This is a genomic window from Streptomyces sp. NPDC040545 (assembly GCF_055595065.1).
Genome location: NZ_JBVIWA010000018.1, coordinates 124,305 through 151,115, shown reverse-complemented (window position 1 = coordinate 151,115; position 26,811 = coordinate 124,305). Strand labels below are relative to the sequence as shown.

21 protein-coding genes and 1 pseudogene are annotated in these 26,811 nt (G+C 72.8%); 4 read left to right on the top strand and 18 right to left on the bottom strand.

Annotated features, from left to right (window positions below; genetic code table 11):
* Positions 1 to 6: 6 nt before the first annotated feature.
* The 9 genes and pseudogenes from ACZ573_RS29345 to rimP form a co-directional block, all read right to left on the bottom strand.
* Complete coding sequence (locus tag ACZ573_RS29345; protein WP_471309659.1) at positions 7 to 2,358, bottom strand: hypothetical protein; 2,352 nt, start codon at positions 2,356 to 2,358, stop codon at positions 7 to 9.
* 347 nt (positions 2,359 to 2,705) lie between these two features.
* Positions 2,706 to 3,671, bottom strand: a pseudogene (locus ACZ573_RS29340) (trypsin-like peptidase domain-containing protein); the annotation flags it as partial.
* A gap of 244 nt (positions 3,672 to 3,915) precedes the next feature.
* Entirely contained in the window at positions 3,916 to 4,848 is a 933-nt protein-coding gene (truB, locus tag ACZ573_RS29335; protein WP_471309657.1) for a tRNA pseudouridine(55) synthase TruB, read from the bottom strand.
* Complete coding sequence (gene rbfA / locus ACZ573_RS29330; protein ID WP_189745718.1) at positions 4,845 to 5,291, bottom strand: 30S ribosome-binding factor RbfA; 447 nt, start codon at positions 5,289 to 5,291, stop codon at positions 4,845 to 4,847. The genes truB and rbfA overlap by 4 nt, the downstream gene beginning before the upstream one ends.
* A 28-nt stretch (positions 5,292 to 5,319) precedes the next feature.
* Positions 5,320 to 5,613 carry a DUF503 domain-containing protein gene (locus ACZ573_RS29325; protein ID WP_030011580.1) on the bottom strand — a complete coding sequence of 98 codons (294 nt, stop codon included), beginning with the start codon at positions 5,611 to 5,613 and terminating at the stop codon, positions 5,320 to 5,322.
* 160 nt (positions 5,614 to 5,773) lie between these two features.
* A complete protein-coding gene (gene infB / locus ACZ573_RS29320; RefSeq protein WP_471309654.1) occupies positions 5,774 to 8,908 on the bottom strand; it encodes a translation initiation factor IF-2 in 3,135 nt (1,044 codons plus the stop codon).
* Between the two features lie 141 nt (positions 8,909 to 9,049).
* Complete coding sequence (locus tag ACZ573_RS29315; protein ID WP_468114786.1) at positions 9,050 to 9,343, bottom strand: YlxR family protein; 294 nt, start codon at positions 9,341 to 9,343, stop codon at positions 9,050 to 9,052.
* 146 nt (positions 9,344 to 9,489) lie between these two features.
* Positions 9,490 to 10,500 carry a transcription termination factor NusA gene (gene nusA / locus ACZ573_RS29310; RefSeq protein WP_189745712.1) on the bottom strand — a complete coding sequence of 337 codons (1,011 nt, stop codon included), beginning with the start codon at positions 10,498 to 10,500 and terminating at the stop codon, positions 9,490 to 9,492.
* Between the two features lie 2 nt (positions 10,501 to 10,502).
* Positions 10,503 to 11,000, bottom strand: coding sequence for a ribosome maturation factor RimP (gene rimP, locus ACZ573_RS29305; RefSeq protein ID WP_030718678.1), 498 nt, complete (start codon positions 10,998 to 11,000; stop codon positions 10,503 to 10,505).
* 167 nt (positions 11,001 to 11,167) lie between these two features.
* Here rimP and ACZ573_RS29300 point away from each other — a divergent pair, with 167 nt between their 5' ends.
* The 4 genes from ACZ573_RS29300 to ACZ573_RS29285 are packed head-to-tail and all read left to right on the top strand — an operon-like array spanning position 11,168 to position 14,090.
* On the top strand, positions 11,168 to 11,701 hold the full coding sequence (locus ACZ573_RS29300) for a hypothetical protein (protein WP_471309650.1): 534 nt from the start codon (positions 11,168 to 11,170) through the stop codon (positions 11,699 to 11,701).
* Entirely contained in the window at positions 11,698 to 12,165 is a 468-nt protein-coding gene (locus tag ACZ573_RS29295; protein WP_471309647.1) for a ferritin-like domain-containing protein, read from the top strand. The genes ACZ573_RS29300 and ACZ573_RS29295 overlap by 4 nt, the downstream gene beginning before the upstream one ends.
* A gap of 16 nt (positions 12,166 to 12,181) precedes the next feature.
* Positions 12,182 to 13,084 (top strand): aminoglycoside phosphotransferase family protein, encoded by a 903-nt coding sequence (locus ACZ573_RS29290; protein ID WP_471309644.1) that lies wholly within the window; start codon positions 12,182 to 12,184, stop codon positions 13,082 to 13,084.
* A gap of 43 nt (positions 13,085 to 13,127) precedes the next feature.
* Positions 13,128 to 14,090 carry a slipin family protein gene (locus tag ACZ573_RS29285; protein WP_471309640.1) on the top strand — a complete coding sequence of 321 codons (963 nt, stop codon included), beginning with the start codon at positions 13,128 to 13,130 and terminating at the stop codon, positions 14,088 to 14,090.
* 127 nt (positions 14,091 to 14,217) lie between these two features.
* Here ACZ573_RS29285 and ACZ573_RS29280 read toward each other — a convergent pair whose 3' ends face one another.
* The 9 genes from ACZ573_RS29280 to ACZ573_RS29240 form a co-directional block, all read right to left on the bottom strand.
* Positions 14,218 to 15,915 carry a proline--tRNA ligase gene (locus tag ACZ573_RS29280; RefSeq protein WP_471309637.1) on the bottom strand — a complete coding sequence of 566 codons (1,698 nt, stop codon included), beginning with the start codon at positions 15,913 to 15,915 and terminating at the stop codon, positions 14,218 to 14,220.
* 42 nt (positions 15,916 to 15,957) lie between these two features.
* Entirely contained in the window at positions 15,958 to 16,500 is a 543-nt protein-coding gene (locus tag ACZ573_RS29275; protein ID WP_390800846.1) for a GNAT family N-acetyltransferase, read from the bottom strand.
* A gap of 101 nt (positions 16,501 to 16,601) precedes the next feature.
* A complete protein-coding gene (locus tag ACZ573_RS29270; protein WP_471309723.1) occupies positions 16,602 to 17,444 on the bottom strand; it encodes a GNAT family N-acetyltransferase in 843 nt (280 codons plus the stop codon).
* 158 nt (positions 17,445 to 17,602) lie between these two features.
* Positions 17,603 to 18,760: a flavodoxin-dependent (E)-4-hydroxy-3-methylbut-2-enyl-diphosphate synthase gene (ispG, locus tag ACZ573_RS29265; RefSeq protein WP_202199471.1), complete on the bottom strand. Its 1,158-nt coding sequence runs from the start codon at positions 18,758 to 18,760 to the stop codon at positions 17,603 to 17,605.
* 174 nt (positions 18,761 to 18,934) lie between these two features.
* Complete coding sequence (locus tag ACZ573_RS29260) at positions 18,935 to 20,236, bottom strand: M50 family metallopeptidase (RefSeq protein WP_471309631.1); 1,302 nt, start codon at positions 20,234 to 20,236, stop codon at positions 18,935 to 18,937.
* Positions 20,233 to 21,486 (bottom strand): 1-deoxy-D-xylulose-5-phosphate reductoisomerase, encoded by a 1,254-nt coding sequence (gene dxr, locus ACZ573_RS29255; RefSeq protein WP_471309628.1) that lies wholly within the window; start codon positions 21,484 to 21,486, stop codon positions 20,233 to 20,235. The genes ACZ573_RS29260 and dxr overlap by 4 nt, the downstream gene beginning before the upstream one ends.
* A 20-nt stretch (positions 21,487 to 21,506) precedes the next feature.
* Positions 21,507 to 22,835 carry a serine/threonine-protein kinase gene (locus tag ACZ573_RS29250; RefSeq protein ID WP_471309625.1) on the bottom strand — a complete coding sequence of 443 codons (1,329 nt, stop codon included), beginning with the start codon at positions 22,833 to 22,835 and terminating at the stop codon, positions 21,507 to 21,509.
* Between the two features lie 91 nt (positions 22,836 to 22,926).
* Positions 22,927 to 24,879 (bottom strand): acyl-CoA dehydrogenase family protein, encoded by a 1,953-nt coding sequence (locus ACZ573_RS29245; RefSeq protein ID WP_471309623.1) that lies wholly within the window; start codon positions 24,877 to 24,879, stop codon positions 22,927 to 22,929.
* A 352-nt stretch (positions 24,880 to 25,231) separates the two neighbouring features.
* Positions 25,232 to 26,677, bottom strand: coding sequence for an aldehyde dehydrogenase family protein (locus ACZ573_RS29240; RefSeq protein ID WP_301366167.1), 1,446 nt, complete (start codon positions 26,675 to 26,677; stop codon positions 25,232 to 25,234).
* Positions 26,678 to 26,811: the final 134 nt, after the last annotated feature.

Genomic DNA, 26,811 nt, shown 5'->3' with positions numbered 1-26,811 from the left:
CTGCCGTCACGTCACATCCGCGGCCGCCCTGCTCAGGGTCTCCACCGTCCGCCGGGCGCTCGGCCCGAGCAGGGCCGCCGCCTCCGCCTCCGCCGTCGCCAGCCAGCGGGCCACCAGCGCCCCGAAACCCGGTTCGGCCCGGGCCAGCTCCACCGTCCGCCGTTCGAAGACCGCCGCCCCGCCCGGGGCCCGCAGCAGCTGCCGCCCGGTACGCCGCAGCAGCTCCCGCGTACGGGCCTCCGCGCGCCCGGGGGCCTTCGCCGCGAGCGCCCCGAGGAACGCGTCGAGCACGCCCGGATCGGCCTCCTCGCGCAGCAGGGTGTCGGCCAGCTCCCCCCGCAGCGGGTACGAGGCCGCCCCGCCCGGTGCGGCCAGTACGGCGGCCAGCTCCGCCCGCACCCCGGCCGGGGCGCCGCGCAGCAGGCCCAGGACCATCGGCCGTACCACCGAGGCGGCGGCCGGTCCCTGGTCGAGCCGCCGGTCCACGAAGAAGGCGGCGTGCGGCGCGTCACCGGGGCTCCGCGCGAGGTGCTCCCGTACGAGCTCGGCCGCGCGCCGGGCCAGCCCCGGTGTGGTCAGCGCGGCCAGGGCACGCACCACCTCCCCGTCGGCCCGGGCGCGCAGGGCGGCGAACACCTCGTCCGGGTCGGGCAGTACGGGCAGGGCCGCGACCAGCGCCGCCGCGGGCAGCCTGGAGCCGGACTCGGGATCGCGGAAGCAGGCGAGGGCGTCGGGCAGGTAGCGGCCGCGCACCTGAGGGTCGCGGAGCAGGATCGCGAGGGCGCTGCCGTGCAGGGTGGCGTCGGCGGGGCGGGCGAGCAGCGCCTGGGCGGCGTAGCGCAGCAGCTCTCGGTCGGCGGGGGTGCGCACGTGCGGGGCGGTGGCGAGCCCGTAGGCGGCGGCCGCGACCCGCCGCCCGGGCCGTCCGTCGTGCGCCCAGCGGTCGACGGCCCGGCACAGGGCGGAGGGCTCCTCCTCGGCGAGTACGGCGAGCAGCTCGTCGGCGAGCGGGTGCGCGGCGGTGACGAGCGCCTCGGTGAGGTCGTCCACGGCGAGGCTGCGGTGGGTGTGCAGCAGGGCCTGCGCGGCGGTGGCGACGGTGGCCCCGGGGCGGCCGCGCAGCCGGCGCCCGTCGGTGAACCAGGCGCAGAGCAGTGGCTGTGCGCGCTGCGGGTCCCGGGCGAGACGGCGGGCCGCGGCATCGAGGTAGCGGTCGCCGGGGACCGCCTCGGCGGGGTCGGCGGGCAGCAGCCGGCGCAGCAGGTCGAGGCGGTCGGGCTCGGGCAGGCGGAGCCGGTTCCAGAACCAGCCGCCGAACTCCCCCGGGCCGGCGCGGGCCACGTGCTCGGCGAGGGCGTGCAGGACGGGGAGGTGGGGCCGGGCGTCGGGGGCCCGGAGCAGGGTTTCGCGCAGCAGCCGGGCGGCCCACCAGGCGCTGTCGGGGGTGGCGCGCTCCGGTTCCTCGGTGAAGCGGTTGAGCCGGTGGACCAGCCCGGTGAGCTCGCCGCGCAGCCGGTCGGGGGCGAGCCTGCGCAGGGCCTCCAGGACGGGCCCGATCCGGTGCCGGGGCACGGGCAGCCCGGGCTCGGCGGGGCCGTGGACGAGCAGGCCGAGGGCCGTGGGGACGTCCAGGTGGCCGGCCTGGATCCAGTCGGACAGCTCCTCGTGGGCCAAGCGGTAGCCGGGCCCGGCGGGCACCAGCAGTCCCTCGGTGAGCACGGCGGAGGCCCAGCCGGTGCGCCAGGGGAACAGCTCCTCGAAGGAGGCCCGGTCCAGCTGCCCCTGCCCGGGGCCCAGAACGCGGCGCGCGGCCTCGTGGACCCGGCCGGCCACGCGCGCCGCGAGCCGCCTGACCCCGGGCCCGTGCACCCTGGCGCCCCCGGCGTCGGCGCAGGCCGCGGCGATGCGGACGGCGGTGCGCAGGCACAGCAGGTCCAGGTGCGCGGCGAAGACCTCGTCGCGGCCGGGGCGGCCGGCGGTGACCTCGGCGGCCCGGATCCCGGCGAGCAGGTGCAGGGTGAGCGGGTGCCGCGCGTCGGCCTCCCGGACGGCGTCGGCGGGGATGCCGAGGCGGGCCCTGGCGGTCTCGGCCTCGGCGGCGTCGAGGTCCGCGAGCGGGAGGGCGGGCGGCAGCCGCCGGGCGGGGCGGGCCGGGGTGTGCAGCGCCTCGGGCGGGTAGAGGGCGCCGGCCCCTTCCCAGTACTCGGGCCGGGCGGCGACGACCAGCCGGGTCCCGGTCGCCTGCAGCCACCCGGCGGTGGCGGTGGTCCAGGGGCCCAGCCGGTGGGCGAGCTCCGGGGGCATCTCCTCCGGGGCGTCCAGCACGACGAGCAGGCGCCGGCCGGCGCGGGCGACCACGTGGGCGAGGTGCGCTGCGGCTCCCGCCGGTTGGCTGCGCCGCTCGTCCGGGATCGTTCCGCCGGGGCCGGTTCCGACCGGGCCGGTTCCGACCGGGCCGGTTCCACCCGGGCCGGTTCCGGCCGACTGCACCCTTCGCCCGGGCCGCCTCCGACCGGTCCCGGCGTCGGCTGGCTGCGCCGTGGGTCGGGCGGGGTTCCGACGGGGCCGGGCGCGCGCCGGGGCGTCTCCTCGGGCGCCGAACGTGGCGAGGGGTCGGAAGGCGCGGCGGCAGTGCGTTCGGCGCCCTGCGGGGAGCGTCCCGACACACACCCGGCCCCGTCGGAACCGCTCCGTGGCCCGGCGGAAGCCGTGTCGACGATTCGGGCCGCCTCCGTCAGGGCCCGGGTCGCCGCGTCGGCCAGGGAGGTGTCGGTGGCACGCAGGTCCGCGCCGCGCAGCCACAGGGTCGGCGCCGGGCAGGCGCCCCGCGCGCGGCGTACGGCCAAGGCGGCCAGGGCCGTGGTGCGGCCCGTGCCCGGGTCGCCCACGAGGCCGAGGACCGGGCGGTCGCCCGTGGTGAAGGCGGACAGTTCGGCGGTGATGGCCGGGCGCTCCACGGGTTCCGGTTCGTCCGGGGAGTCCGGGGAGAAGGAGGCTCCGAGCGTGGCCGCGGCCAGTTCCAGCGCCCCGGCGAGGTTCAGGTCGGCGCCGTGGCCGGGCACGGTCGCGGCATTGCGCTCCAGCAGTGCGGCCAGCGGGCCGTGCGGATCGGCGTCGGCCGCCGCCCGCAGGGCCACCGCGAAGCCTCCCGAGCGGTGTTCCGCCCGCAGAGCGGTGCCCACCACCGCGAGCACCGATCCTGTCCTGGCATCGAGGACCGGACCCCCGCAGGCCTCCCCGCCCAGCAGCAGCGCGTCCCGGCCGTCGGTGCCGATCGCCAGCTCCACGGCCACTCCCGCCGGCACGGCGTGGGACCGGTCCGCCGCCGAGTAGCTGACCTCCGCGCCCCCCAGCACCCGCGCCTGCCGCCATCCTCGCGCGGGCAGCCGTACGTAGGTCCCGGGGTCGATCACCTCGCGCGGCGCCACCGGAAGCGGCCGCATCCCGAGTCCGTCGGTCCGTACCAGCGCCAGCGCGAGCCCCGGCAGGGCGGTCACGTCCGCCGCCCCGGCCGGGCAGCTCCGCCCGGCGGGTCCCGGCGCATGCAGCACCATCCGGGTCAGCCCGTCGACGGCCTCGTGGCTGGTGACCACCGTCCCGCGGTCGTCGGCGACGAATCCGCTGCCGCGCGTCCGCCCGGCGGGATCGCAGATCTTGACGAGCTCCGCCATGGCCGCACCACTCCCCGCACCGCTCCCCCGCAACACCCCGTGCTCACGACGGTAGGCAGGTGAAGATCAGCACGAAAAGCACGCGAGGCGAAAGCGCCCCCTTACGCTCCCTCCATTCACTCCGAGCGCCTGCTCGGAGGGGTGAATACAGGGGTCCGGGTGGATAGAGACCTACCCGAGGGGGGTCGTGGAGCGGTGAGCGGCAGTCCATGTGCGCTCACCGCTCCACGTCGGCACCCGATCGTCAGACGAAGACCGCGAGGGACTTCGCCTTCCCGTTCTTGCTCTCGACGAGCCCGAGCAGCTGCCCCTGCGGCCCGAAGACCGCGACCGTGCGGCCGGCCTCGTACTCCTGCGGCATGTCGATCCGCACACCGTTGGCGAGCAGCGACGCCCGCCGGGCGTCCAGGTCCCAGCGCGGGAAGGCCGCGGCGGCCGCCTCACCGATGGGCATGACGGTCAGCTCCTCCTGGAGCTGGTCCAGGGTCCGTGCCTTGTCGAGCTTGTACGGGCCCACCCGCGTGCGGCGCAGCGCGGTCAGGTGCCCGCCGACGCCGAGGTCGGCGCCCAGGTCACGGGCGAGGGCGCGGATGTACGTACCGCTGGAGCAGACGACGGAGACGACGAGGTCGACGACCTTCGTACCGTCCTCGGCCTCCGCCTCGCGCATGTCGTACACCTGGAAGGAGGAGATCGTGACCGGGCGGGCCGGGATCTCGAAGTCCTCGCCGTCGCGGGCGCGCTTGTAGGAGCGCACGCCCTTGATCTTGATGGCGCTGACCTTGGACGGGACCTGCATGATCTCGCCGGAGAGCTTGGCGATACCCGCGTCCACGGCTTCCCGGGTGACCCCGGAGGCGTCCGCGGACGAGGTGATCTCGCCTTCGGCGTCGTCCGTCAGGGTGTTCTGGCCGAGACGGATCGTGCCGAGGTACTCCTTCTCGGTGAGCGCGAGGTGGCCGAGGAGCTTGGTGGCCTTCTCGACGCCGAGGACGAGGACGCCCGTCGCCATCGGGTCCAGTGTTCCCGCGTGGCCGACGCGGCGGGTCTTGGCGATCCCGCGCATCTTGGCGACCACGTCGTGCGAAGTGAAGCCGGACGGCTTGTCGACGATGACAAGGCCGTCCCGGGGGCCCCTCCCAGCGGTAGCTGGGGGAGTCTGACCTGCATTGCTCATTCGGCGGCTGCGTCCTCGTCGTCGCCCGGCTTCTTGTACGGGTCGGCGTCGCCGGCGTACTGCGCGCCGGAGGACACCTCGCGCACCTGGGCGTCGGAGGTCCGCGCCTTTTCGAGGAGGTCCTCGATGGTCTTGGCGTTCTCCGGGAGGGCGTCCGCCACGAAGGTCAGGGTGGGCGTGAACTTGGTGCCCGCCGCCCGGCCGACCGCGGAGCGCAGCACGCCCTTGGCGCTCTCCAGGCCCGCTGCCGCGCTGGCGCGGTCCTCGTCGTCACCGTAGACCGTGTAGAAGACCGTGGCCTCCCGCAGGTCACCGGTGACCCGGGTGTCCGTGATGGTCACGTGCGTACCGAGGCGGGGGTCCTTGACTCCGCGCTGCAGCTTCTCGGCCACCACCTCCCGGATGAGGTCCGCCAGCTTCTTCGCCCGCGCATTGTCGGCCACTGGTCCGTCTCCTTCTTATGTCTTGCTATCAGTCTTCATCACCGTGGAGGCGCCGTCGTACGGACAGCAGCTCCACTTCCGGACGCGCCGCGACCAGCCGCTCGCAGCGGTCGAGCACGTCCGAGAGGAACCCCGCGTCCCCACTCACCAGAGCGACTCCGAGCCGGGCCCTGCGGTGCAGGTCCTGGTCGCCCACTTCCGCCGCGCTCACGGAGAACTTGCGTTGGAGCTCGGCCACGATGGGCCGGACCACGGAGCGTTTCTCCTTCAGCGAGTGGACGTCGCCGAGGAGCAGATCGAAGGACAGAGTCCCCACGTACATGCAGTTCCGGATATCCCGCCGGTGCGGGTTCGGTGGCCTGCCGGCCGTCGCTCGGCAGGGTCACCAGAACCGTACACGCAACGGCCGGGGCCGATCGACGGATATTCCGCCGACCGGCCCCGGTGTTACGAGCTACGACACGGTGCGATGTGCCTCGCGCTTACGCGCGCGGCTTCTCGCGCATCTCGTACGTCGCGATGACGTCGTCGATCTTGATGTCGTTGAAGGAACCGAGGTTGATACCACCCTCGAAGCCCTCGCGGATCTCGGTGACGTCGTCCTTGAAGCGGCGCAGACCGGAGATGGTGAGGTTCTCGGCGATGACCTTGCCATCGCGCAGGAGCCGCGCCTTGGTGTTGCGCTTGACCTCGCCGGACCGGATGAGGACACCGGCGATGTTGCCCAGCTTGGACGAGCGGAAGATCTCGCGGACCTCCGCCGTACCGAGCTCGACCTCTTCGTACTCCGGCTTGAGGAGACCCTTCAGGGCCGCCTCGATCTCCTCGATGGCCTGGTAGATCACCGAGTAGTAGCGAACGTCGACGCCCTCGCGGTCCGCCATCTGCGCGGCACGGCCGGCCGCACGGACGTTGTAACCGATGACGATGGCGTCGGAGCCCATCGCCAGCGAGATGTCGGACTCGGTGACCGCACCCACACCGCGGTGCAGGACCCGGATGTCGACCTCTTCACCGACGTCGAGCTGGAGCAGCGAGGACTCGAGAGCCTCGACCGCACCGGACGCGTCGCCCTTGATGATGAGGTTGAGTTCCTGGACCAGACCGGCCTTGAGCACGGAGTCGAGGTCCTCGAGGGACACACGACGGACGCGCTTGGCGAAGTTGGCGTTGCGCTCACGCGCAGCACGCTTCTCGGCGATCTGGCGGGCCGTACGGTCCTCGTCCACGACGAGGAAGTTGTCGCCGGCGCCGGGGACGTTGGTGAGACCCAGGACCAGGACGGGGGTCGACGGACCCGCTTCCTCGACGTTGTTGCCCTTGTCGTCGAGCATGGCGCGCACGCGGCCGTAGGCGTCGCCCACGACCATCGTGTCGCCGACGCGGAGGGTACCGCGCTGGACGAGGACGGTGGCAACGGCACCGCGGCCGCGGTCGAGGTGGGACTCGATCGCAATACCCTGAGCGTCCTGCTCCGGGTTGGCGCGGAGGTCGAGCGAGGCGTCGGCGGTGAGGACGACGGCCTCGAGCAGGGAGTCGATGTGCAGACCCTGCTTGGCGGAGATGTCGACGAACATCGTGTCGCCGCCGTACTCCTCGGCGACCAGACCGAACTCGGTGAGCTGACCGCGCACCTTGACCGGGTCGGCACCTTCGACGTCGATCTTGTTGACCGCGACGACGATCGGGACGCCGGCGGCCTTGGCGTGGTTGAGCGCCTCGATCGTCTGCGGCATGACGCCGTCGTTGGCCGCGACCACGAGGATCGCGATGTCGGTCGACTTCGCACCACGGGCACGCATGGCGGTGAACGCCTCGTGACCCGGGGTGTCGATGAAGGTGATGCGACGCTCTTCGTCGTTGACCTCGGTGGAGACCTGGTACGCACCGATGTGCTGCGTGATGCCGCCGGCCTCGCCCGCAACGACGTTCGTCTTGCGGATGGCGTCGAGCAGTCGGGTCTTACCGTGGTCGACGTGACCCATGACGGTCACGACCGGCGGACGCGGCATGAGGTATTCCTCGCCGCCCTCGTCCTCGCCGAACTCGATGTCGAAGCCCTCGAGGAGCTCGCGGTCCTCTTCCTCCGGGCTGACGATCTGGACGACGTAGTTCATCTCGCCGGCCAGCATTTCGAGCGTCTCGTCGGAGACGGACTGCGTGGCAGTGACCATCTCGCCGAGGTTCATCATCACGGCGACGAGCGACGCCGGGTTGGCGTTGATCTTCTCCGCGAAGTCGGTGAGGGAGGCACCGCGCGACAGGCGCACGGTCTCGCCGCCACCGCGCGGCAGCATCACGCCGCCGACGGACGGGGCCTGCATGGCCTCGTACTCCTGGCGCCTCTGACGCTTGGACTTGCGGCCACGACGGGCCGGACCACCGGGACGGCCGAAGGCGCCCTGCGTGCCACCACGGGCACCGGGACCGCCGGGACGGCCACCGAAGCCGGGACGACCGCCGCCACCGGCACCGGCCGGACCGCCGCCGAAGCCGCCGCCACCGGGACGCGGGCCGCCGAAGCCGCCACCGCCGCCGGGACGCGAGCCCGGACCGGCCGGACGGCCGGCGAAGCCGCCGCCCGCGGGACGACCGGCACCGCCGGGACGGCCTGCGCCGCCCGCACCGGGACCACGGCCACCGGGGCCGCCGCCGGGACGGGGACCGGGACCACCGGCAGCGGGACGCTGCGGCATCATGCCCGGGTTCGGACGGTTACCACCGGGAGCACCACCGGGACGCGGGGCGCCGCCCTGCGGACGCGGCATGCCGCCCGGGGTCGGACGGGCGCCGCCGGGACCCTGCGGACGCGGAGCGCCGCCGGGACCGCCCTGCGGGCGGGGAGCACCCTGGCCGCCACCGGCGCCGGGGGCACCGGGACGGGGCGCGCCGGCCGGACGGGGCGCCTGGGGGCGCGCCATGCCGGTGGAACCGCCGGAGGTGAAGGGGTTGTTGCCCGGACGGGGACCCGCCGGACGGGCACCCTGGGGACGCGGCGCCTGGGAGCCCGGGGCTCCGGCGGGACGCTGCGACTGGGCACCGGGAGTGGCACCGGCCGGGCGCGGGGCGCCGGGACGGGCACCGCCCTGGCCACCCTGACCCTGCGCCGGACGCTGCTGCGCCGGACGGGGGCCGGGAGCCGCGGCGGGACGCTCGGTGCGCGCCGGGGCGGCGGGGGCCGCCGGAGGCGCGGAGAACTCGGTCGCCACGGGCGCCGCCGGAGCGGGCTTCGGGGCGGCCGGAGCCTTCGGGCCGGGACGCGGGCCGGAGGCGGCCGGAGTCACCGGGGCGGGCGCTGCGGCGGCCGGAGCCTCCGCGACGACCGGCTTGGGGGCCGGTGCGCCGGGCTTCGGCGCAGCGGGACGTGCAGCGGCACCCGGGGTCGGGACCCCGGGCTTGGCGGGCGCGGCCTTGCGGGGCGCACCCGGCTTCGCGGCGGACTTGCCGGCGTTGCCGCCGGGGCCCTGCAGCGCGTCGGTCAACTTGCGTACAACCGGCGCCTCGATCGTCGAGGACGCCGAACGGACGAACTCACCGAGTTCCTGGAGCTTGGCCATGACGACCTTGCTCTCAACTCCGAACTCCTTGGCGAGTTCGTATACCCGGACCTTAGCCACTTCGCTCCTTTTAGGTCCGGGTTACGCCGGACCGTCGCTACTTCATGGGCGTACTCATCGCGTACTCATCGAGTGCTCATCGCAATCTCGACCTACTTCCAACTCGCGAGGTACCTGACCGCACGGGGTATCCGTGCCGTACTACTTCTTTACGGTGTGCCCGGCCTCACCGGCCACGGTTTTGCGCAGGTTCTCCGTGTCGAGCGCTCCGGCGGACCGAAGGGCCCGGGGGAACGCACGGCGGCGGATCGCCTGGTCGAGGCAGACCACGGCGGGGTGCACATAAGCACCCCGTCCTGGCCGCGTACCGCGTGGATCAGGAACGCATGCGTCCCCGTCCGCCACGACGCGCAGCAGATCGTTCTTGGCCGCTCGCTCCCGGCACCCCACACAGGTGCGTTCGGGGCATGCGCGGGCTTGCGTCCGGCCAGACACGCCTAAGTCTACCTCCCCGCACCGACCTCTCTCCCTGCAAGTCGCGGGGGAAAGATCGAACGGCTGTCGTGTTGTCTTGATATCCGCTGCCGGAGCAGCGGTCGTGCGCCCTGTCTACCGTCCGGGGAAGCCCGGACGGTAGCGGTTTATTCCCCGCCCCGGTCCCGGTCGGCGTCCGGGGACGCCTCGGTGTCGGGACGGATGTCGATGCGCCAGCCGGTGAGCCGCGCGGCGAGGCGGGCGTTCTGGCCCTCCTTGCCGATGGCCAGCGACAGCTGGTAGTCCGGCACGGTCACCCGCGCGGACCGGGAGTCCCAGTCGACGACCTCGACCTTGCTCACCCGGGCGGGTGACAGCGCGTTCGCGACCATCTCCGCCGGGTCGTCCGACCAGTCGACGATGTCGATCTTCTCGCCGTGCAGTTCGGCCATCACGTTGCGCACGCGGCTGCCCATCGGGCCGATGCAGGCGCCCTTGGGGTTCAGGCCCGAACGGGTGGACCGGACGGCGATCTTGGTGCGGTGACCGGCCTCACGGGCGATCGCCGAGATCTCGACGCTGCCGTCGGCGATCTCCGGGACCTCCAGCGAGAAGAGCTTCTTCACGAGGTTGGGGTGGGTGCGCGAGAGGGTCACGGACGGACCGCGGACACCCTTCGCCACCCGCACGACGTACGCCTTCAGGCGCAGACCGTGCGTGTACTCCTCGCCGGGGACCTGCTCCTGCACCGGCAGGATGGCCTCCAGCTTGCCGATGTCGACGAGGACGTTCTTGGGGTCCTTGCCCTGCTGGACGACGCCGGTGATGACGTCGCCCTCACGGCCGGCGAACTCGCCGAAGGTCAGGTCGTCCTCGGCGTCGCGCAGACGCTGCAGGATCACCTGCTTGGCGGTCGTCGCGGCGATCCGGCCGAAGTCCGACGGGGTGTCGTCGAACTCCTTGGGCTCCTGGCCCTCTTCGAGATCCCTCGGGTCTTCCGTCGCCCACACGACCACGTGACCGTTGGTGCGGTCCAGCACGACGCGAGCGCGGCGGAAGCTCCCCTCGGTCCGGTGGTACGCGATGAGGAGGGCCGACTCGATCGCTTCGACGAGCAGGTCGAAGGAGATCTCCTTCTCCCGGACCAGACCCCGCAGGGCACTCATGTCGATGTCCACGGCTACGCCTCCTCTTCCTTCTTGTCCTTGCGGTTGAACTCGATCTCGACACGCGCCTTGGCGATGTCGGTGAATGCGATGCGCCGGGCGGTCGCCTTGCGGCCCTTCACGCCCGGTACTTCGAGGTCCAGGCCCTCGTCGTCGGCTTCGAGGATGCGGGCGATCAGTTCCCCGCCCTCGGCCAGCTGGAACTTCACGAGGCGGCCGATGGCCCGTACGTAGTGACGGTGCTCGGTCAGCGGGCGGTCGGCGCCCGGCGAGCTGACTTCGAGGACGTACTCGTCCTCACCCATCACATCGGTTTCGTCGAGCTTGTCGGAGACCTCGCGACTCAGCTCGGCACACGCGTCCAGCTCCACGCCCTCGTCGGAGTCCACGATGATCCGCAGCATCCGGCGCTTGCCCGCCCGCGACATCTCGATCTCTTCGAGGTCCAGGCCCTTGGCGGCGACGAGCGGCTCCAGCAGTCCGCGCAGCCTGTCGCTCTGGGTGGTGCTCATCCGGGTGACTCCTCGGCCGCGTGTGCTGTTGTGATTTCCGTCGTGTGTCAGGTCAAAGGGTATCCGGTGTCGGAGGGTGTTGCCGTCCTCCCTGTGGACAGGGCCCCGGGTACCGTGATCACACCCTGCCCCGCCATCAGCCCCGTCATCACCCAAAGGACGTCGCCGTGCCCTGGACTCTGCCTTCGAGACCCTCGCGCAGGAGCCTGCTCGCCGGTGCGGCCGGCGCCGCGCTGCTGACCGGGTGCTCGGTCGGCCGCGCGACAGACGCCGCCCTCACGATTCCACTCGAACGGCGGATGCGGGAGAGCGCCGTCCGTGACAGTACGCGACTGCTGGAACGTTACGACGCCACGGCGGCCGCCCATCCGGCCCTGTCCGCGCGGCTCGCTCCGCTGCGCGCCGCCGTCGCCGCCCACACCGCGGCCTTGTCCCTCACCCCTTCGGCCCCGCCGTCCCCCTCCCCGTCCCGGTCCGGCGGTACGGGTGCCGCCGCGCCCGCGGCGAGCGGCGAGCCCGTGCCTGCGGCACCCGCCGAGGCCCTGACCGCACTCGCGGACGCCGAGCGGAGCCTGTCCGAATCCCGGACCATCGACCTGGCCGGGGCCCCCGGGGAGCTGGCCCGGCTGCTGGCCTCGGTGGCCGCCTGCGGCGCCGTACACGCGTACCTGCTGACCTCGAACCCCGGAGCCACCTCGTGAAGCCCGAACCCTCGCCCGCCGGCCGGGCCCTGGAGGCCGCCCAGGCCGCGCTCGCGGCCGAGCACGCGGCCGCGTACGGCTACGGGGTGATCGGCGCCCGGTCCGCCGGCGACCGCGCCAAGCAGGCCCGGGAGGCGTACGGCGGCCACCTCGCGCGGCGCGACGCGCTCGCCCGGACCGTACGGGAGCTGGGCGGCGCGCCGCGGCCCGCGGAGGCCGCGTACACCCTGCCGTTCGAGGTGCGCACCACGGCCGACGCCGAGCGGCTGGCCGCCGAGATCGAGGACCGGGTGGCCGGCGCGTACTCCGACCTGGTGCGCGCGGCGGAGGGTCCGCTGCGCCGCGAGGCGGCCGACGCGCTGAGCGCGGCGGCAGTGCGCGCGGCACGCTGGCGTGGTGTCGGCGTAGCCTTCCCTGGGCTCACGGAACGCGCTGACGAGGCGCAACGGGCCCAGCACAGCTGAAAGGGACCACGCACGCATGGCTTTCGAACCGCCGCAGCGGCTTGTACGGGCGCTCGGCGAGATGCCGGAGACGGCGCAGGACACGGACTGGCTGGGGCAGTTGCCCCGGCTCACCGAGGCCGCGCTGTCCCGGCGCGGGGTGCAGGCCCGGCGCGTGCAGGCCCCGGGCGGCCGCAGCAGCCTGGTGGTCCTCGTCACGTACGCCGACGGGACCCCGGCCGCACTGAAACTGGCGCCCCCGCACGCCCGGCCCGACCGCGAGCTGGCCGCGCTGGCCCACTGGGGCGGTTTCGGAGCCGTACGGGTCCTCGACACGCGGCATCACGACGACGACGGGGCGCTGCTGCTGGAGCGGCTGCACCCGGAGGTGTCGCTGCGCTCGCTGCCGGAGGCCAAGGCCCTGCTGGAGGCGAGCGGCACGCTGCGCAGGCTGTGGGTCGCGCCGCCGGCCGGGCACGGCTGGGAGTCGGTGGCGGAGCGCACCGCGTGGCAGTCGGAGGCCCTGCGGGCGGCCCCGGCCGAGACCCGGGCCCTGGCGGACGCCGCGCTGGCGATGCGGGCGGAGCTGGTGGCGGCCCCGCCGGAGGAACTGCTGCTGCACGGGAACTTCCGGCAGGGCAAGGTGCTGGCGGGCGAACGGGCTCCGTGGCTGACGGTGGGCCCCGATCCGCTGGTCGGCGAGCGGGCGTACGACCTGGCGCGGCTGGTCCGGGACCGGCTGGAGGACCAGGTGGCGTCCTCGGCGGGGGCGGCGGGGGCCCGGCGCCGGGTGAACAAGCTGGCGGACGCGCTGGAGGTGGACCGGGAGCGGCTGCGGGGCTGGACCCTGTTCCGGGCGGTGGAGTCGGGCAACCGCGCACTGGCCGCCGGGCGCCGCCGGGACGCGGAGCTGCTGCTGGAGTTCGCCGCCTGGCTGTAGGGGCATACCGTAGTTAGAGGGATATGTCCGGCAGGGGGCCGTCATGGTCGAAGAACTGCTGACAGCGGCCATCGCCACGGGTGTGGGCGTCGCGGTCTACGTGGGCGCAGCGGCCCGGGTGGTGAAGCAGTACGAGCGGGGCCTGGTCTTCCGCTTCGGCAGGCTGCGCGAGCAGGTCCGCGGGCCCGGCTTCACGACGATCGTGCCCTTCGTGGAGCGGCTCCGTAAGGTGAACATGCAGATCGTGACGCTGCCGGTGCCCGCCCAGGAGGGCATCACCCGGGACAACGTCACGGTGCGGGTGGACGCGGTCGTGTACTTCAAGGTCGTCGACCCGGCGAGCGCGATCGTGGCGGTGGAGGACTACCGTTTCGCCGTCTCGCAGATGGCGCAGACCTCCCTCAGGTCGATCATCGGGAAGTCCGACCTGGACGATCTGCTGTCGAACCGGGAGATGCTCAACCAGGGCCTGGAGCTGATGATCGACAGCCCGGCGGTGGGCTGGGGCGTGCAGATCGACCGGGTCGAGATCAAGGACGTCTCGCTGCCGGAGACGATGAAACGGTCGATGGCCCGGCAGGCGGAGGCGGACCGCGAGCGCCGGGCGCGCGTGATCAACGCGGACGCGGAGCTGCAGGCCTCGCACAAGCTCGCCGAGGCGGCGGAGGTCATGTCGGACCAGCCGGCGGCGTTGCAGCTGCGTCTGCTCCACACGATCGTGGCGGTCGCCGCCGAGAAGAACTCCACGCTGGTGCTGCCGTTCCCGGTGGAGCTGCTGCGCTTCCTCGAGCGCTCGGCCCCTGCGCCCGCGGCGGCTTCCGCGCGGGAGGAACCGGCCCCGGCTGGCCCGGCTTCCGAAGGCCCCGGGCCGGCCGAGGTCGACGCAGCCCCGGCTCCGGACGCGCTCGACGGAGCTCCGGCGCCGGACGCGCTCGGTGGGCCGGTGGACGGGCTGATGCTCGACGCGCCCCCGCCGGAGGAGGAGCGGGAGGGGCTGCGCGAGTAGCCGCTGCGCGGAGCCCTCTCCCCGCCCCGCCCTTTACCCGTTTGCCGGGCGCTGACCGGACCCGCGCCTCACACACCGACGGGGCTGAAGAGTGCGCTGAGGCGCGGGGTCCGGGCCGCAGTCGGCGCTACGACGTCAGGCGGGACAGGGCTTCCGTCAGGGGGAGTTCCTCGCGGGTGCCCGACGCGCGGTGCTGGAGTTCGACCACCCCGTCGGCGGACCGGCGGCCCGCCACCAGGATCCACGGGACGCCGATCAGTTCCGCGTCCGTGAGCTTCACGCCGGGCGACAGTCCGGGGCGGTCGTCCAGCAGCACCCGACGGCCCGCCGCGGCCAGGGCCGTCGCCGCCTCCTCCGCCAGCGCGAGCGGCACCGCCTTGCCCGCCGCCACCACGTGGACGTCGGCCGGGGCCACCGCCGCGGGCCAGCACAGGCCGCGCTCGTCCGCCGTCTGCTCGGCCAGCGCCGCCACCGCACGCGAGACGCCGATGCCGTACGAACCCATCGTGACCCGGACCGGCTTGCCCTCGCGGCCGAGCACGTCCAGCCCGAAGGCGTCCGCGTACTTGCGGCCGAGCTGGAAGATGTGCCCGATCTCGATGGCCCGGTCGAGCTTCAGCCCCGCCCCGCAGTTCGGGCAGGGGTCGCCCGGCTCCACGACGACCACGTCCAGGTACCGGTCGACCTCGAAGTCCCGCCCGCAGACCACGTTCCGGGCGTGCGTGTCCGCCCGGTTGGCCCCCGTGACCCACGAAGTGCCGGGCGCGACCCGGGGATCGGCCAGGTAGCGGACCTTCTCCAGGCCCTGCGGGCCCACGTAGCCGCGTACCAGGTCCGGGCGGCCCGCGAAGTCCTCTGCCGTCACCAACTCCACCACCGCCGGGGCCAGGTGCTCGCCCAGCTTGCCGAGGTCCACCTCCCGGTCCCCCGGCACGCCCACGGCCGTGATCTCGCCGTCGACCTTGACCAGGAGGTTCTTCAGCGTCGCCGAGGCGGGTACGCCCAGGTGCGCGGCCAGGGTCTCGATCGTCGGGGTGTCCGGAGTGTCCACCTCCTCCAGCGCCGGGTGCTCCGCGGTCACGGGAGCCAGGGCGAAGGTCACGGCCTCCGTGTTCGCCGCGTAGTCGCAGGACGGGCAGTCCACGAAGGTGTCCTCGCCCGCCTCGGCGGGGGCCAGGAACTCCTCCGACGCCGAACCGCCCATCGCGCCCGACACGGCCGACACGATCCGGTGGTCCAGGCCGAGCCGCTCGAAGATGCGGACGTACGCCTCCCGGTGGAGCCGGTAGGACTCCTCCAGGCCCTCGTCCGACACGTCGAAGGAGTACGAGTCCTTCATCTGGAACTCGCGCCCGCGCAGCACCCCGGACCGGGGCCGCGCCTCGTCGCGGTACTTGGTCTGGATCTGGTACAGCATGACCGGCAGGTCCTTGTAGGAGGTGCACTGGTCCTTCACCACGAGGGTGAAGATCTCCTCGTGCGTCGGCCCGAGCAGGTAGTCCGCGCCCTTGCGGTCCTTGAGCCGGAACAGCAGGTCTCCGTACTCCGACCAGCGCCCGCTGACCTCGTACGGCTCCTTCGGCAGCAGGGCCGGGAGCAGCACCTCCTGGGCCCCGATCGCGTCCATCTCCTCGCGGACCACGCGCGAGACGTTGTCCAGGACCCGCTTGCCGAGCGGCAGCCAGGTCCACACCCCGGCGGAGCTGCGCCGGACGTAGCCGGCGCGGACCAGGAGCCGGTGGCTGAGGGTTTCGGCGTCGGCCGGGTCCTCGCGGAGGGTCTTGGCCATGAGGCGGGACATGCGCTGCACGTGTTGCGTAGACATGTCGGGAGATTACCGGGGGCCCGGCGGCCCGCGGTACCGGTTTCAGGGCCTGCTCAGCGGCAGGGTGGCGCCCATGACGGCGTACGGCAGGCTCGCGCTCGGGAAGTGGACCTGGCGGGCGAGGTCGGTGTAGCCGAGGGCCCGGTAGAGGCCGCGGGCGGGGCTGTCGGTGTCGATGGCGGAGAGGATCGAGCGGGGCTCGGCGGCGTCGTCGGTGATGCCGGTGATGAGGGCGCGGCCGACGCCGTGGCCCTGGAAGCCGGGGTGGACGTGCAGCTCGGTGATCACGAAGGAGCCGTCGAGCCAGTCCTCGTGCCCGCCGGCCCGCAGGTAGGGCTCGACGATGGTGGACCACCAGTGGGTGCGGTCGTTCGGCATGCCGTACACGAATCCGGTGAGCGCTCCGTCCTCGGCGAACGCCCCGAGGGCGCGGGCGCCGCGGCAGGTCATGTGGCGCTGGACGATGTAGCGCCGGATGCCGACCTCCTCCTCGCTGAGGCCGAAGGCGACGGCCTGCACGCGCAGGGCCTCGTCCACGCGGGCGGCGAGGTCGAGGGGACCGATTCGGACTCCGGAAGGCAGCATGCGGCGACCTTACTTCGCGGTACCGGGCTGCCGGAATGCCGCAGCCGGGGTCCGTGGGCCCGCCGTTCGGATCAGGTGCGACCGGGTGTCGGAAGCGGGTGTCAGAAGAGCACGCTCATGAACGCGCCGACCTCGCGGAAGCCCACGCGGCGGTAGGCCGCCCGGGCGGCGGTGTTGAAGTCGTTCACGTAGAGGCTGACCACGGGGGCCACGTCGCGCAGCGCGTACTCGACGACGGCGGCCATCCCGGTCTCCGAGTGGCCCTGGCCCCGGAAGTCGGGGTCCACCCACACGCCCTGGATCTGGCAGGCGCGGGCGGTGGCGGCGCCGATCTCGGCCTTGAAGACGACCTTGCCGTCGTCGACGCGGGCGAAGGAACGGCCACTGGCGACGAGCTCGGCGACGCGGGCCTGGTAGAGCAGCCCGCCGTCACCGGCCATCGGCGAGATGCCGACCTCCTCGGTGAACATGGCCACGCAGGCGGGCATGATCAGGTCCATCTCGTCCTTGCGGATCCGGCGGACCTGCGGGTCGGCCTCGACCGTGGCGGACGGGCGCTCGATGACCATGAGCGGCTGGTGGGAACGGACCTCGCGGGCCGGGCCCCAGCTGGGCTCCAGGAGCTGCCACAGCAGCCGGGTGGACTCGGCGGGACCGACGATGGAGGAGCAGCGGCGGCCGGTGCGGCGGGCCCGGTCGGCGAAGGCGCGTACGGCGTCGGGTCCGGCGCAGACGGGGACCAGGTTGGCGCCCGCGTAGCAGAGCGAGCGGAGCTCGCCGTCGGCGTACCAGCCCCACATCTCGCCGCCCAGGCGCCAGGGGTCGAGTCCGGCGACCTGGACCCGGGAGGTGACGAAGGCGTTCTCGACCGGCTCGCGTCCGAGGATGTCCATCGCGGCGTCGAGATCACTGGGCTCAAGGACCCGGGTGGTGGTCTGCGTCAACACTGGGGCCTCACCATGCAAGTCTGCTGATCTCCGCACTGTACCCGGCGGGGCCCGGGGATGCCGCGTCCGAGGTCACGAAAGAGCCCCGGACCGCCCCCGAACTGCGGGAACGTGCCGGGGCCACTGACGACGGGGCCCGAGCCGGGCCCTGCGGATCAGACGCCGATGGCGACGGTGGGCTCGCCGCTCATCACGCCGTCGGCCTCCATCTGCGCCGCGATCTTCATGGCTTCTTCGATGAGGGTCTCCACGATCTTCGACTCGGGGACGGTCTTGATGACCTCGCCCTTCACGAAGATCTGGCCCTTTCCGTTGCCGGAGGCGACGCCGAGGTCGGCCTCACGGGCCTCGCCCGGGCCGTTGACGACGCAGCCCATGACCGCGACGCGCAGCGGGACCTCCATGCCCTCCAGGCCCGCCGTGACCTCCTCGGCCAGCTTGTAGACGTCGACCTGGGCGCGGCCGCAGGACGGGCAGGAGACGATCTCCAGGCGGCGCGGCTTGAGGTTCAGCGACTCCAGGATCTGGATGCCGACCTTGACCTCCTCCGCCGGCGGGGCGGAGAGGGAGACGCGGATGGTGTCGCCGATGCCCTCGGAGAGCAGGGCGCCGAAGGCGACGGCGGACTTGATGGTGCCCTGGAAAGCGGGGCCGGCCTCGGTGACGCCCAGGTGCAGCGGGTAGTCGCAGGCGGCGGCGAGCTGGCGGTAGGCGTTGACCATGACGACCGGGTCGTTGTGCTTGACCGAGATCTTGATGTCGCCGAAGCCGTGCTCCTCGAAGAGGGAGGCCTCCCACAGCGCGGACTCGACCAGCGCCTCGGGGGTGGCCTTGCCGTACTTCTTCAGCAGTCGGGCGTCGAGGGAGCCGGCGTTCACACCGATGCGGATCGGCGTGCGCGTCTCGTTCGCGGCCTTCGCGATCTCCTTGACCTTGTCGTCGAACTGCTTGATGTTGCCCGGGTTCACGCGGACCGCGGCGCAGCCGGCGTCGATCGCGGCGAACACGTACTTCGGCTGGAAGTGGATGTCGGCGATGACCGGGATCTGAGACTTCTTGGCGATCACGGCGAGCGCGTCGGCGTCGTCCTGCGTCGGGCACGCCACGCGGACGATGTCGCAGCCGGAGGCGGTGAGCTCGGCGATCTGCTGGAGCGTCGCCCCGATGTCGGAGGTCCTGGTGGTGGTCATCGACTGCACGGAGATCTGTGCGTCGCCGCCGACGGCCACCTTGCCGACCTGGATCTTGCGGCTGACCCTGCGGTCGGCAAGCTTCGTCGGCACGGCCGGCATTCCGAGAGAGATGGCAGTCATCTGCTGTGCAACCCCAAGGTGTGGATCAAGGTCCCGAGATCGGCGGGCTCCAGGCTTCGAGATTACGCCAACCAAGGCGCGCCCCGTGCATCCGAGGGGTACGCCACCCGAACGTAGGGAGCCGGGCACGATCCGTGCCCGGCTCCCGTGGTGCTGGGGCAGAGCCCCCGCAAACTAGGTGATCTTGATCGGGTTGACCACGTCCGCGACCATCACCAGCAGGGTGAAGCAGATGAACAGGCCCGCGACCACGTACGCGACGGGCATCAGCTTCGCCACGTCGAACGGGCCGGGGTCGGGACGCCGGAAGATCCGGGCGACGGTGCGCCGGAAGGATTCCCACAGGGCGCCGGCGATGTGCCCGCCGTCGAGCGGGAGCAGCGGCAGCATGTTGAACAGGAACAGCGAGAGGTTGAAGCCGGCCAGCAGGTTGAGGAAGAAGACCAGCTGGTGCTGGGCGGGGATGTCGAGGGTGAAGATCTCACCGCTGACCCGCGCCGCGCCGACGACGCCCATCGGGCTGTCCTGCTTGCGCTCGGCCCCGTTGAAGGCCGCGTTCCACAGGTCGGGGACCTTGGTCGGGAGCTGGACCAGCGACTGGACGCCGGCCTCCATCATCTCGCCCATGCGGTCGACGGACTGGCCGAAGGACTGCGGGACGTAGCCGGAGGCGGGGGCGAAGCCGAGGAAGCCCGCGGTGACGTACTCGTCCTTGACGTACCTGCCGTTGCTGTCCGTCTTGGCGACCTTGTTCTCGATCAGGTTCGCCTTGAGGTCCACGCGCTCCCCGGCCCGCTCCACGGTGACCGTGGCGGGGCCGACGGTGGCGCGGATGTTCTTCTGCAGGGCGGACCAGTCGCCGACCGGCCGGCCGTTGAAGGCGACGATCTTGTCGCCCGCCTTCAGGCCGGCGGCCTTGGCGGGGGCGGGCGGGTCGGTGGGCAGGCACTTGTCGCGCTTCACGCTCTGCTGGACGACGCAGTCCGAGACGGTGGCGACCGAGGTGGTCTGGGTGTTGAGCCCGAAGGTCATCAGGGTCGTGAGGAAGATCGCCACGGCCAGGATCAGGTTCATGAACGGCCCGGCGAACATCACGATCACGCGCTTCCACGGCTTGCGCGTGTAGAAGAGCCGGCTGTCGTCCCCGGGCTGGAGCTCCTCGTACGCGGCCGAGCGCGCGTCCTCGATCATCGACCGGAACGGCGAGGTGGAGCGGGCGGTGACCCTGCCGTCCTCGCCGGGCGGGAACATTCCGATCATGCGGATGTATCCGCCCATCGGGATGGCCTTGATCCCGTACTCGGTCTCGCCCTTCCTCCGCGACCAGATGGTCGGCCCGAAGCCCACCATGTACTGCGGCACGCGAATGCCGAAGATCTTGGCCGTGGAGAGGTGCCCCAGCTCGTGCCAGGCGATGGAGACCAGCAGGCCGACCGCGAAGACCACGACCCCGAGCACCGTCATCAGTAGTGTCATGCGCGCGCCTCCACGGCGGCCCGTGCCGCCATCTCCCGCGCCCGGGCCCTGGCCCAGGCCTCCGCTTCAAGGACGTCCTGGACCGTCAGGGAGGTTCCCGACTCAGGTGTCCCGTGCTCATCGACCACGGCAGAGACCGTATCCATGATTGCTGTGAACGGCAGCCGACCTGCCAGGAATGCTTCCACGCACTCCTCGTTGGCCGCGTTGAACACGGCCGGTGCGGTGCCGCCGAGGGTGCCCACGTGCCGGGCGAGGCCCACCGACGGGAAGGCCTCGGTGTCCAGCGGGAAGAACTCCCAGGTGGAGGCCTTGGTCCAGTCGAAGGCGGGGGCCGCGTCGGGGATCCGCTCGGGCCAGCCGAGGCCGATCGCGATCGGGCCGCGCATGTCCGGCGGGGTGGCCTGGGCGAGCGTGGAGCCGTCGGTGAACTCCACCATCGAGTGCACGTAGGACTGCGGATGGACCACGACCTCGATGCGGTCGAAGGGGATGTCGTAGAGCAGGTGCGCCTCGATGACCTCCAGCCCCTTGTTGACCAGGGTCGCGGAGTTCACGGTGATCACCGGGCCCATGGCCCAGGTGGGGTGCGCGAGCGCGTCCTGGACGGTCACGCTCGCCAGCTCGGCGCGGGTGCGGCCGCGGAAGGGCCCGCCTGAGGCGGTCACCACGAGCTTGCGGACGTCGGCCCGGGTGCCGGCGGCGAGCGCCTGGAAGAGCGCCGCGTGCTCGGAGTCCACGGGGATGATCTGGCCGGGCTTCGCCAGGGCCTTGACCAGCGGGCCGCCGACGATCAGCGACTCCTTGTTGGCCAGGGCCAGGGTCCGGCCCGCGCGCAGTGCGGCGAGGGTCGGCGCGAGGCCGATGGAACCGGTGATGCCGTTGAGGACGGTGTGGCACTCGGAGGCGGCGAGTTCTGCCGCGGCGTCCGGACCCGCCAGGACCTCGGGCAGCGGCTCGGACGGCCCGTACCGGGCGCTCAGCGCCTCTTTCAGGGCCGGTACGACGTCCTCGCGGGCGACGGCCACGGCGTTCACCCGCAGCAGATGGGCCTGCTCGGCCAGCAGCTCCACCCGCCCGCCGGCGGCGGACAGCGCGGTGACCTTGAACCGGTCGGGGTTGCGCAGGGCGAGGTCGATGGCCTGGGTCCCGATGGACCCGGTGGACCCGAGGATGACGATGTCCCGGAGGCCGGCCGCAGGATCGAAGAGGAGGTGCGGATCGGCGAGGGGGGCTGGGCGGTCGCTCATGCCCCCATTGTTGCCGCATGTCATGAGCGGCCGGACACGGAGCCCCCTTCCGTTACCCGCAGAAGCAGGTGCGGGAGCGTTCCGGCGAACTCCGGGAGCGTCCGGGCGACCCTCCACCAGGCTTCGGGGTCCTCGTCGAGGGCCAGGGCCAGCAGCTGGTCGGCCTCGGCGTGGGCGGCGAGGACGGCCGCGGGGCGGTCGTGCCGGTCGGGATGGTCCACGTCGCCGAGCCAGTGGTCCTGGTCGAGGGCCCAGCAGGCCGGCAGCTTGTGCCGGATCACGTCATGGCCGGTGAGCAGGCCGCGGTCGAGGCAGTCGCGCACCCAGCGGATGTCTTCCGCGACGCTGTCCATCGGTACGGCGAGGCTCGTCAGGGCCAGCTCGCGCTCCACGCCCCCGTAGGGCTCGCCGGCCGTCGGGGACAGGTGGCGCACCGCGCGGACGAGGTCGGGGCCGGGCTCAGCCGCTTCGGCCGCCTCGGGCACGGTGCCGTCGGCCAGCGCGGCGACCAGCGCGGGCAGCGGGCCGGGGTGGCCGGGAGCGTGCCTCAGCAGCTCCGCCCACAGCCGGGGATCGTCCCCCAGCGGGCGCAGGGCCCGCAGGACGGCCGTCTGCATGCCGGCCTGTTCGGGCAGGGTCCAGCGCAAGCCGTGGGTGTCGGGGAGGCGGGCGAGCAGCAGGGTCTGGTGCGCGGGGGCGACGTGGGTGACGAGCTCCTCGTGCGTGACCCGTCCCATCCGCACGGCGCGGACGGCGGGCCGGTGCCAGGAGCGCCCGTCCGGTGGCGCCGCCGGGGCGGCCAGGAACGCGTGGACGGTCTCCAGGGGCAGGTCCGCGACGAGCAGCAGGGCCTCGACCGCGCCGGCCGGCAGCGGCTCGCGGAGGTGCTCGGCGAGCAGCGGCTCCGGGTCCGGCCGCTGCCCCAGCGCCAGGATGTCGAGCGGGACGCGGGGCCCGCGCCTGCCGTGCCGGCGCAGCAGGCCGGCGAGCTCGGCCGCGCCGAGCGGTTCCTCGCCGGGGTCCCTGCCGAGCTCGGCGCGGAGCACCGGCAGGAGTTCGGGCGGGGTGCGGCGGCGGGCGTAGCGGGCGGGTCCGGGCAGGCCGGGCAGCGGCCGGCCCACGACCCGGGGGTTGCGCGCGATGAAGGTCCGGTCGGCGGCGCCGCCGTGGCGCAGCAGCAGGGTGACGGTCGAGGCCGACAGCCACTCGTCCCGGCACAGGTATTTGCGGGTGGGCTCGTCCAACCTGGCGGTCATGTCGGTGACGATGTGGTCCGGTGCGTGGCGCAGCAGGTGCGCCACGCACCAGGCCAGCCGTCGGCTGGTGCGGTCTTCCTCGGCCGTCGGCATCGTTCTCGTCCGCCTCGCGCTGTGCTCGTACGTGTACCGGTACTCGTACTCATCCTCGTACGTCTGTCCGACGTCCGGCGATGATTGCAGGTCAGCGGATGGGGCGGTGCACGTTTTTCTGGGTCGAGGGTCCGGGCGTCGCGTCCGCGATCCAGGGGCCGTCGCCGGAGGGGTCGAGGACGCCCTCCTCCAGCCAGGCGTAGGTGCCGGACAGGACGCCCGCGACCACCTTGCGGTCGAGGTCGTCGGTGTTGGACCAGAGCCGGCCGAAGAGTTCCTCCACGCGCAGCCGGGACTGCTCGCAGAAGGCGTCGGCCAGCTGGTAGGCCTCCCGGCCGTGGGCGCCGGTGGCGCGCAGGTGCTCGGCGCGGACGCAGGCCGCGCTCATGGCGAAGAGCTCGGCGCCGATGTCGACGATCCGGCCGAGGAAGCCCTGTTTGGTCTCCATCCGGCCCTGCCAGCGGGACATGGCGTAGAAGGTCGAGCGGGCGAGTTTGCGGGCGCTGCGCTCCACATAGCGCAGGTGGGTGGAGAGGTCGGGGTGGCCGTTCGGGTGGAAGGCGCGGTAGGTGCCGGGGACCTGGCCGGGGCCGGTGGCGAGCTTGGGCAGCCAGCGGGCGTAGAACCCGGCGGCGCGGGCTCCGGCCTTCGCCTTGTCGCCGAGTGCCTTCTCGGGGTCGATGAGGTCGCCCGCCACCGAGAGGTGGGCGTCGACGGCCTCACGGGCGATCAGCAGGTGCATGATCTCGGTGGATCCCTCGAAGATCCGGTTGATGCGCAGGTCGCGGAGCATCTGCTCGGCGGGGACGGCGCGTTCGCCGCGGGCGGCCAGGGACTCGGCGGTCTCGAAGCCGCGCCCGCCGCGGATCTGGACCAGCTCGTCGGCCATCAGGCAGGCCATCTCGGAGCCGTACAGCTTGGCGAGGGCTGCCTCGATGCGGATGTCGTTGCGGTCCTCGTCGGCCATCTGGGAGGCGAGGTCGACCACCGCTTCGAGGGCGAAGGTGGTGGCGGCGATGAAGGAGATCTTGGCGCCTACCGCCTCGTGCCGCGCGACCGGCCGGCCCCACTGCTCGCGTACGCCGGACCACTCGCGGGCGATCTTCAGGCACCACTTGCCGGCGCCGACGCACATGGCGGGCAGGGACAGCCGGCCGGTGTTGAGCGTGGTCAGGGCGATCTTGAGCCCGGCGCCCTCGGCGCCGATGCGCTGGGCGGCGGGGACCCGGACCCGGTGGAAGCGGGTCACGCCGTTCTCCAGGCCGCGCAGGCCCATGAAGGCGTTGCGGTGCTCGACGGTGATTCCGGGCGAATCCGCCTCGACGACGAAGGCGGTGATCCCGCCGGGGTGGTTCTCGGCCCCTTCACCCGATTGACGCCGTGGGACGCGGGCCATCACGACGAGCAGGTCCGCGACGACCCCGTTGGTCGTCCACAGCTTCACGCCGTCGAGCACGTACGCGTCGTCCCCGTCCGGGACGGCCGTGGTGGCCAGGCGCGCCGGGTCGGACCCCACGTCGGGCTCGGTGAGCAGGAAGGCGCTGATGGCGGTGGTGGCGCAGCGGGGCAGGTAGGCGCCCTTCTGCTCCTGCGTGCCGAACATCTTCAGCGGCTGGGGCACGCCGATCGACTGGTGGGCGGAGAGCAGGGCCCCGATGGCCGGGCTCACCGAGCCGACGAGGGCCAGCGCCTTGTTGTAGTAGACCTGGGTGAGACCGAGGCCGCCGTACTTGGGGTCGATCTTCATGCCGAGGGCGCCGAGCTCCTTGAGACCGCGCACCGTCTCGTCGGGGATCTTCGCCTCGCGCTCGATGAGGGCCCCGTCGATGCGGGTCTCGCAGAACTCCCGCAGCCGGGCCAGGAAGGCCTCGCCCCGCCGGACGTCCTCGTCGGCGGGGAGCGGATGGGGGTGGATCAGGTCGAGCCGGAAGCGTCCGAGGAACAGTTCCTTGGCGAAACTGGGTTTGCGCCAGTCCTGTTCCCGGGCCGCCTCCGCGACCTGCCGTGCCTCGCGCTCGGTCACCTTGGGCTGTGTTGCGGACATGAGGGGACTCACCTCGCCGCCGAAGTCGGAAGTCAGGGGTCCACCGGCATTACCAGCCGGTGCTACCTGTGAGTCGTACCCTCTCCGGCCCGCCGGGAAAAGCCGGGCCGTCCGAGCGAGCGAAATCCGGCCCGGCCGCGCGGCTACGCCCGGGCGAGTGAGCCGAAGGGGCGCACCGGCGAAAGGCGGCGGGCGCCCGGAGGAACCGCGAGGAACGAGCGGTTCAAAGGACGCACGGCGTCCTGGAGCCGGCACAAGCGCCCCGGGGGCGAACCGAGCCGGGAAGGAAAAGAGGGACGGCCGGAGCCCCCGCACAGTAGGCTCCGGCCGTCGGCTTTCGGGCCGTACGAGATCAGATGTCGAGGCCGGTCAGGACCAGGACCCGCTCGTACGTGTAGTCGTCCATCGCGTAGCGGACGCCTTCGCGGCCCACACCGGACTGCTTGACGCCGCCGTAGGGCATCTGGTCGGCGCGGTAGGACGGCGCGTCGCCGATGATCACACCGCCGACCTCGAGCTCGCGGTGGGCGCGGAACGCGGTCTGGACGTTGCGGGTGAAGACGCCGGTCTGCAGACCGAACTTCGAGTCGTTGACGGCGGCGAAGGCCTCGTCGGTGTTCTCGACCTTCTTCAGCGTCAGGACCGGTCCGAAGACCTCCTCGGTGGCGAGCTTGACGCCGTCCGGCACGTGGGCCAGGACGGTGGGCTCGTACGAGGCACCCGCGCGCTTGCCGCCGGTGAGCAGCTTGGCTCCGCCGGCCACGGCCTCGTCGACCCAGGACTCGACACGCTGGGCGGCGGCCTCGGAGACGAGGGGGCCGACGTCGGTGGCGGAGTCGGACGGGTCGCCGGTGACCTGGGCCTGGACCTTCTCGACGACCTTCTCGACGAGGCGGTCGTAGACGGAGGCGTCGGCGATCACGCGCTGCACGGAGATGCAGGACTGGCCGGCCTGGTAGTTCGAGAAGGTCGCGATACGGGTGGCGGCCCAGTCGAGGTCGGCCTCGGAGGACCAGTCGTCCAGGACGACGGCCGCGGCGTTGCCGCCGAGCTCCAGGGTGCAGTGCTTGTGGGGCACCGACTGCTGGATGGCGTAGCCGACGGTGTCGGAGCCGGTGAAGGAGATGACGGGCAGGCGCTCGTCCTTGACCAGGGCCGGCATCTTGTCGTTGGCGACCGGCAGGACCGACCAGGAGCCGGCCGGGAGGTCGGTCTCGGCGAGCAGCTCGCCGAGGATCAGACCGGACAGTGGCGTGGCCGGGGCGGGCTTGAGGATGATCGGCGCGCCGACGGCGATGGCCGGGGCCACCTTGTGGGCGCACAGGTTCAGCGGGAAGTTGAACGGCGCGATGCCGAGGACCGGGCCCTTGACGAAGCGGCGGGTCAGCGCGAGGCGGCCGACACCGCCGGCGTCGGTGTCGAGGCGCTGGGCCTCTCCGCCGTTGAAGCGGCGGGCCTCTTCGGCGGCGAAGCGGAACACGGACACCGCACGGCCGACCTCACCGCGGGCCCACTTGACGGGCTTGCCGTTCTCGGCGGAGATCAGCTGGGCGATCTCCTCGGTGCGCTCGGCGAGCCGCTTGGACACGTGGTCCAGGGCCGCGGCCCGTACGTGGGCGGGGGTCGCGGAGAACTCCGCCGTCACGGCGTACGCCGCGGCCACGGCCTCTTCGACCTGCTCGTCGGTGGGCACGCTGACGGCAGCGACCAGGCGGCCGTCCCACGGGGAGTGGACGTCGAAGCTGTCCTCGCCGGTGGCCTGGCGGCCGGCGAGCCAGAAGGCGTGGGTGGAAGTCATGCGAATCCCGGCCCTTCGGAAGTGTGCGGTGGGTCCTGACCCCTCCACCGTAGAACTCCGTCGGCGTTTCGGCGTTTGTCCCTGATGGAGCGGCGGGTCGTCGCGCTTCGCCGCTTTGTCACTGTCCAGCCGGC

What these genes read in the sequence shown, in the direction of transcription:
- truB (WP_471309657.1), bottom strand. Translation starts at nt 4,848, where the DNA reads ATGAGCAATGCAGGTCAGACTCCCCCAGCTACCGCTGGGAGGGGCCCC.
- ACZ573_RS29325 (WP_030011580.1), bottom strand. Translation starts at nt 5,613, where the DNA reads ATGTACGTGGGGACTCTGTCCTTCGATCTGCTCCTCGGCGACGTCCAC.
- rimP (WP_030718678.1), bottom strand. Translation starts at nt 11,000, where the DNA reads ATGAGCACCACCCAGAGCGACAGGCTGCGCGGACTGCTGGAGCCGCTC.
- ACZ573_RS29290 (WP_471309644.1), top strand. Translation starts at nt 12,182, where the DNA reads ATGGCTTTCGAACCGCCGCAGCGGCTTGTACGGGCGCTCGGCGAGATG.
- ACZ573_RS29285 (WP_471309640.1), top strand. Translation starts at nt 13,128, where the DNA reads ATGGTCGAAGAACTGCTGACAGCGGCCATCGCCACGGGTGTGGGCGTC.
- ACZ573_RS29280 (WP_471309637.1), bottom strand. Translation starts at nt 15,915, where the DNA reads ATGTCTACGCAACACGTGCAGCGCATGTCCCGCCTCATGGCCAAGACC.
- ACZ573_RS29275 (WP_390800846.1), bottom strand. Translation starts at nt 16,500, where the DNA reads ATGCTGCCTTCCGGAGTCCGAATCGGTCCCCTCGACCTCGCCGCCCGC.
- ispG (WP_202199471.1), bottom strand. Translation starts at nt 18,760, where the DNA reads ATGACTGCCATCTCTCTCGGAATGCCGGCCGTGCCGACGAAGCTTGCC.
- ACZ573_RS29260 (WP_471309631.1), bottom strand. Translation starts at nt 20,236, where the DNA reads ATGACACTACTGATGACGGTGCTCGGGGTCGTGGTCTTCGCGGTCGGC.
- dxr (WP_471309628.1), bottom strand. Translation starts at nt 21,486, where the DNA reads ATGAGCGACCGCCCAGCCCCCCTCGCCGATCCGCACCTCCTCTTCGAT.
- ACZ573_RS29250 (WP_471309625.1), bottom strand. Translation starts at nt 22,835, where the DNA reads ATGCCGACGGCCGAGGAAGACCGCACCAGCCGACGGCTGGCCTGGTGC.
- ACZ573_RS29245 (WP_471309623.1), bottom strand. Translation starts at nt 24,879, where the DNA reads ATGTCCGCAACACAGCCCAAGGTGACCGAGCGCGAGGCACGGCAGGTC.
- ACZ573_RS29240 (WP_301366167.1), bottom strand. Translation starts at nt 26,677, where the DNA reads ATGACTTCCACCCACGCCTTCTGGCTCGCCGGCCGCCAGGCCACCGGC.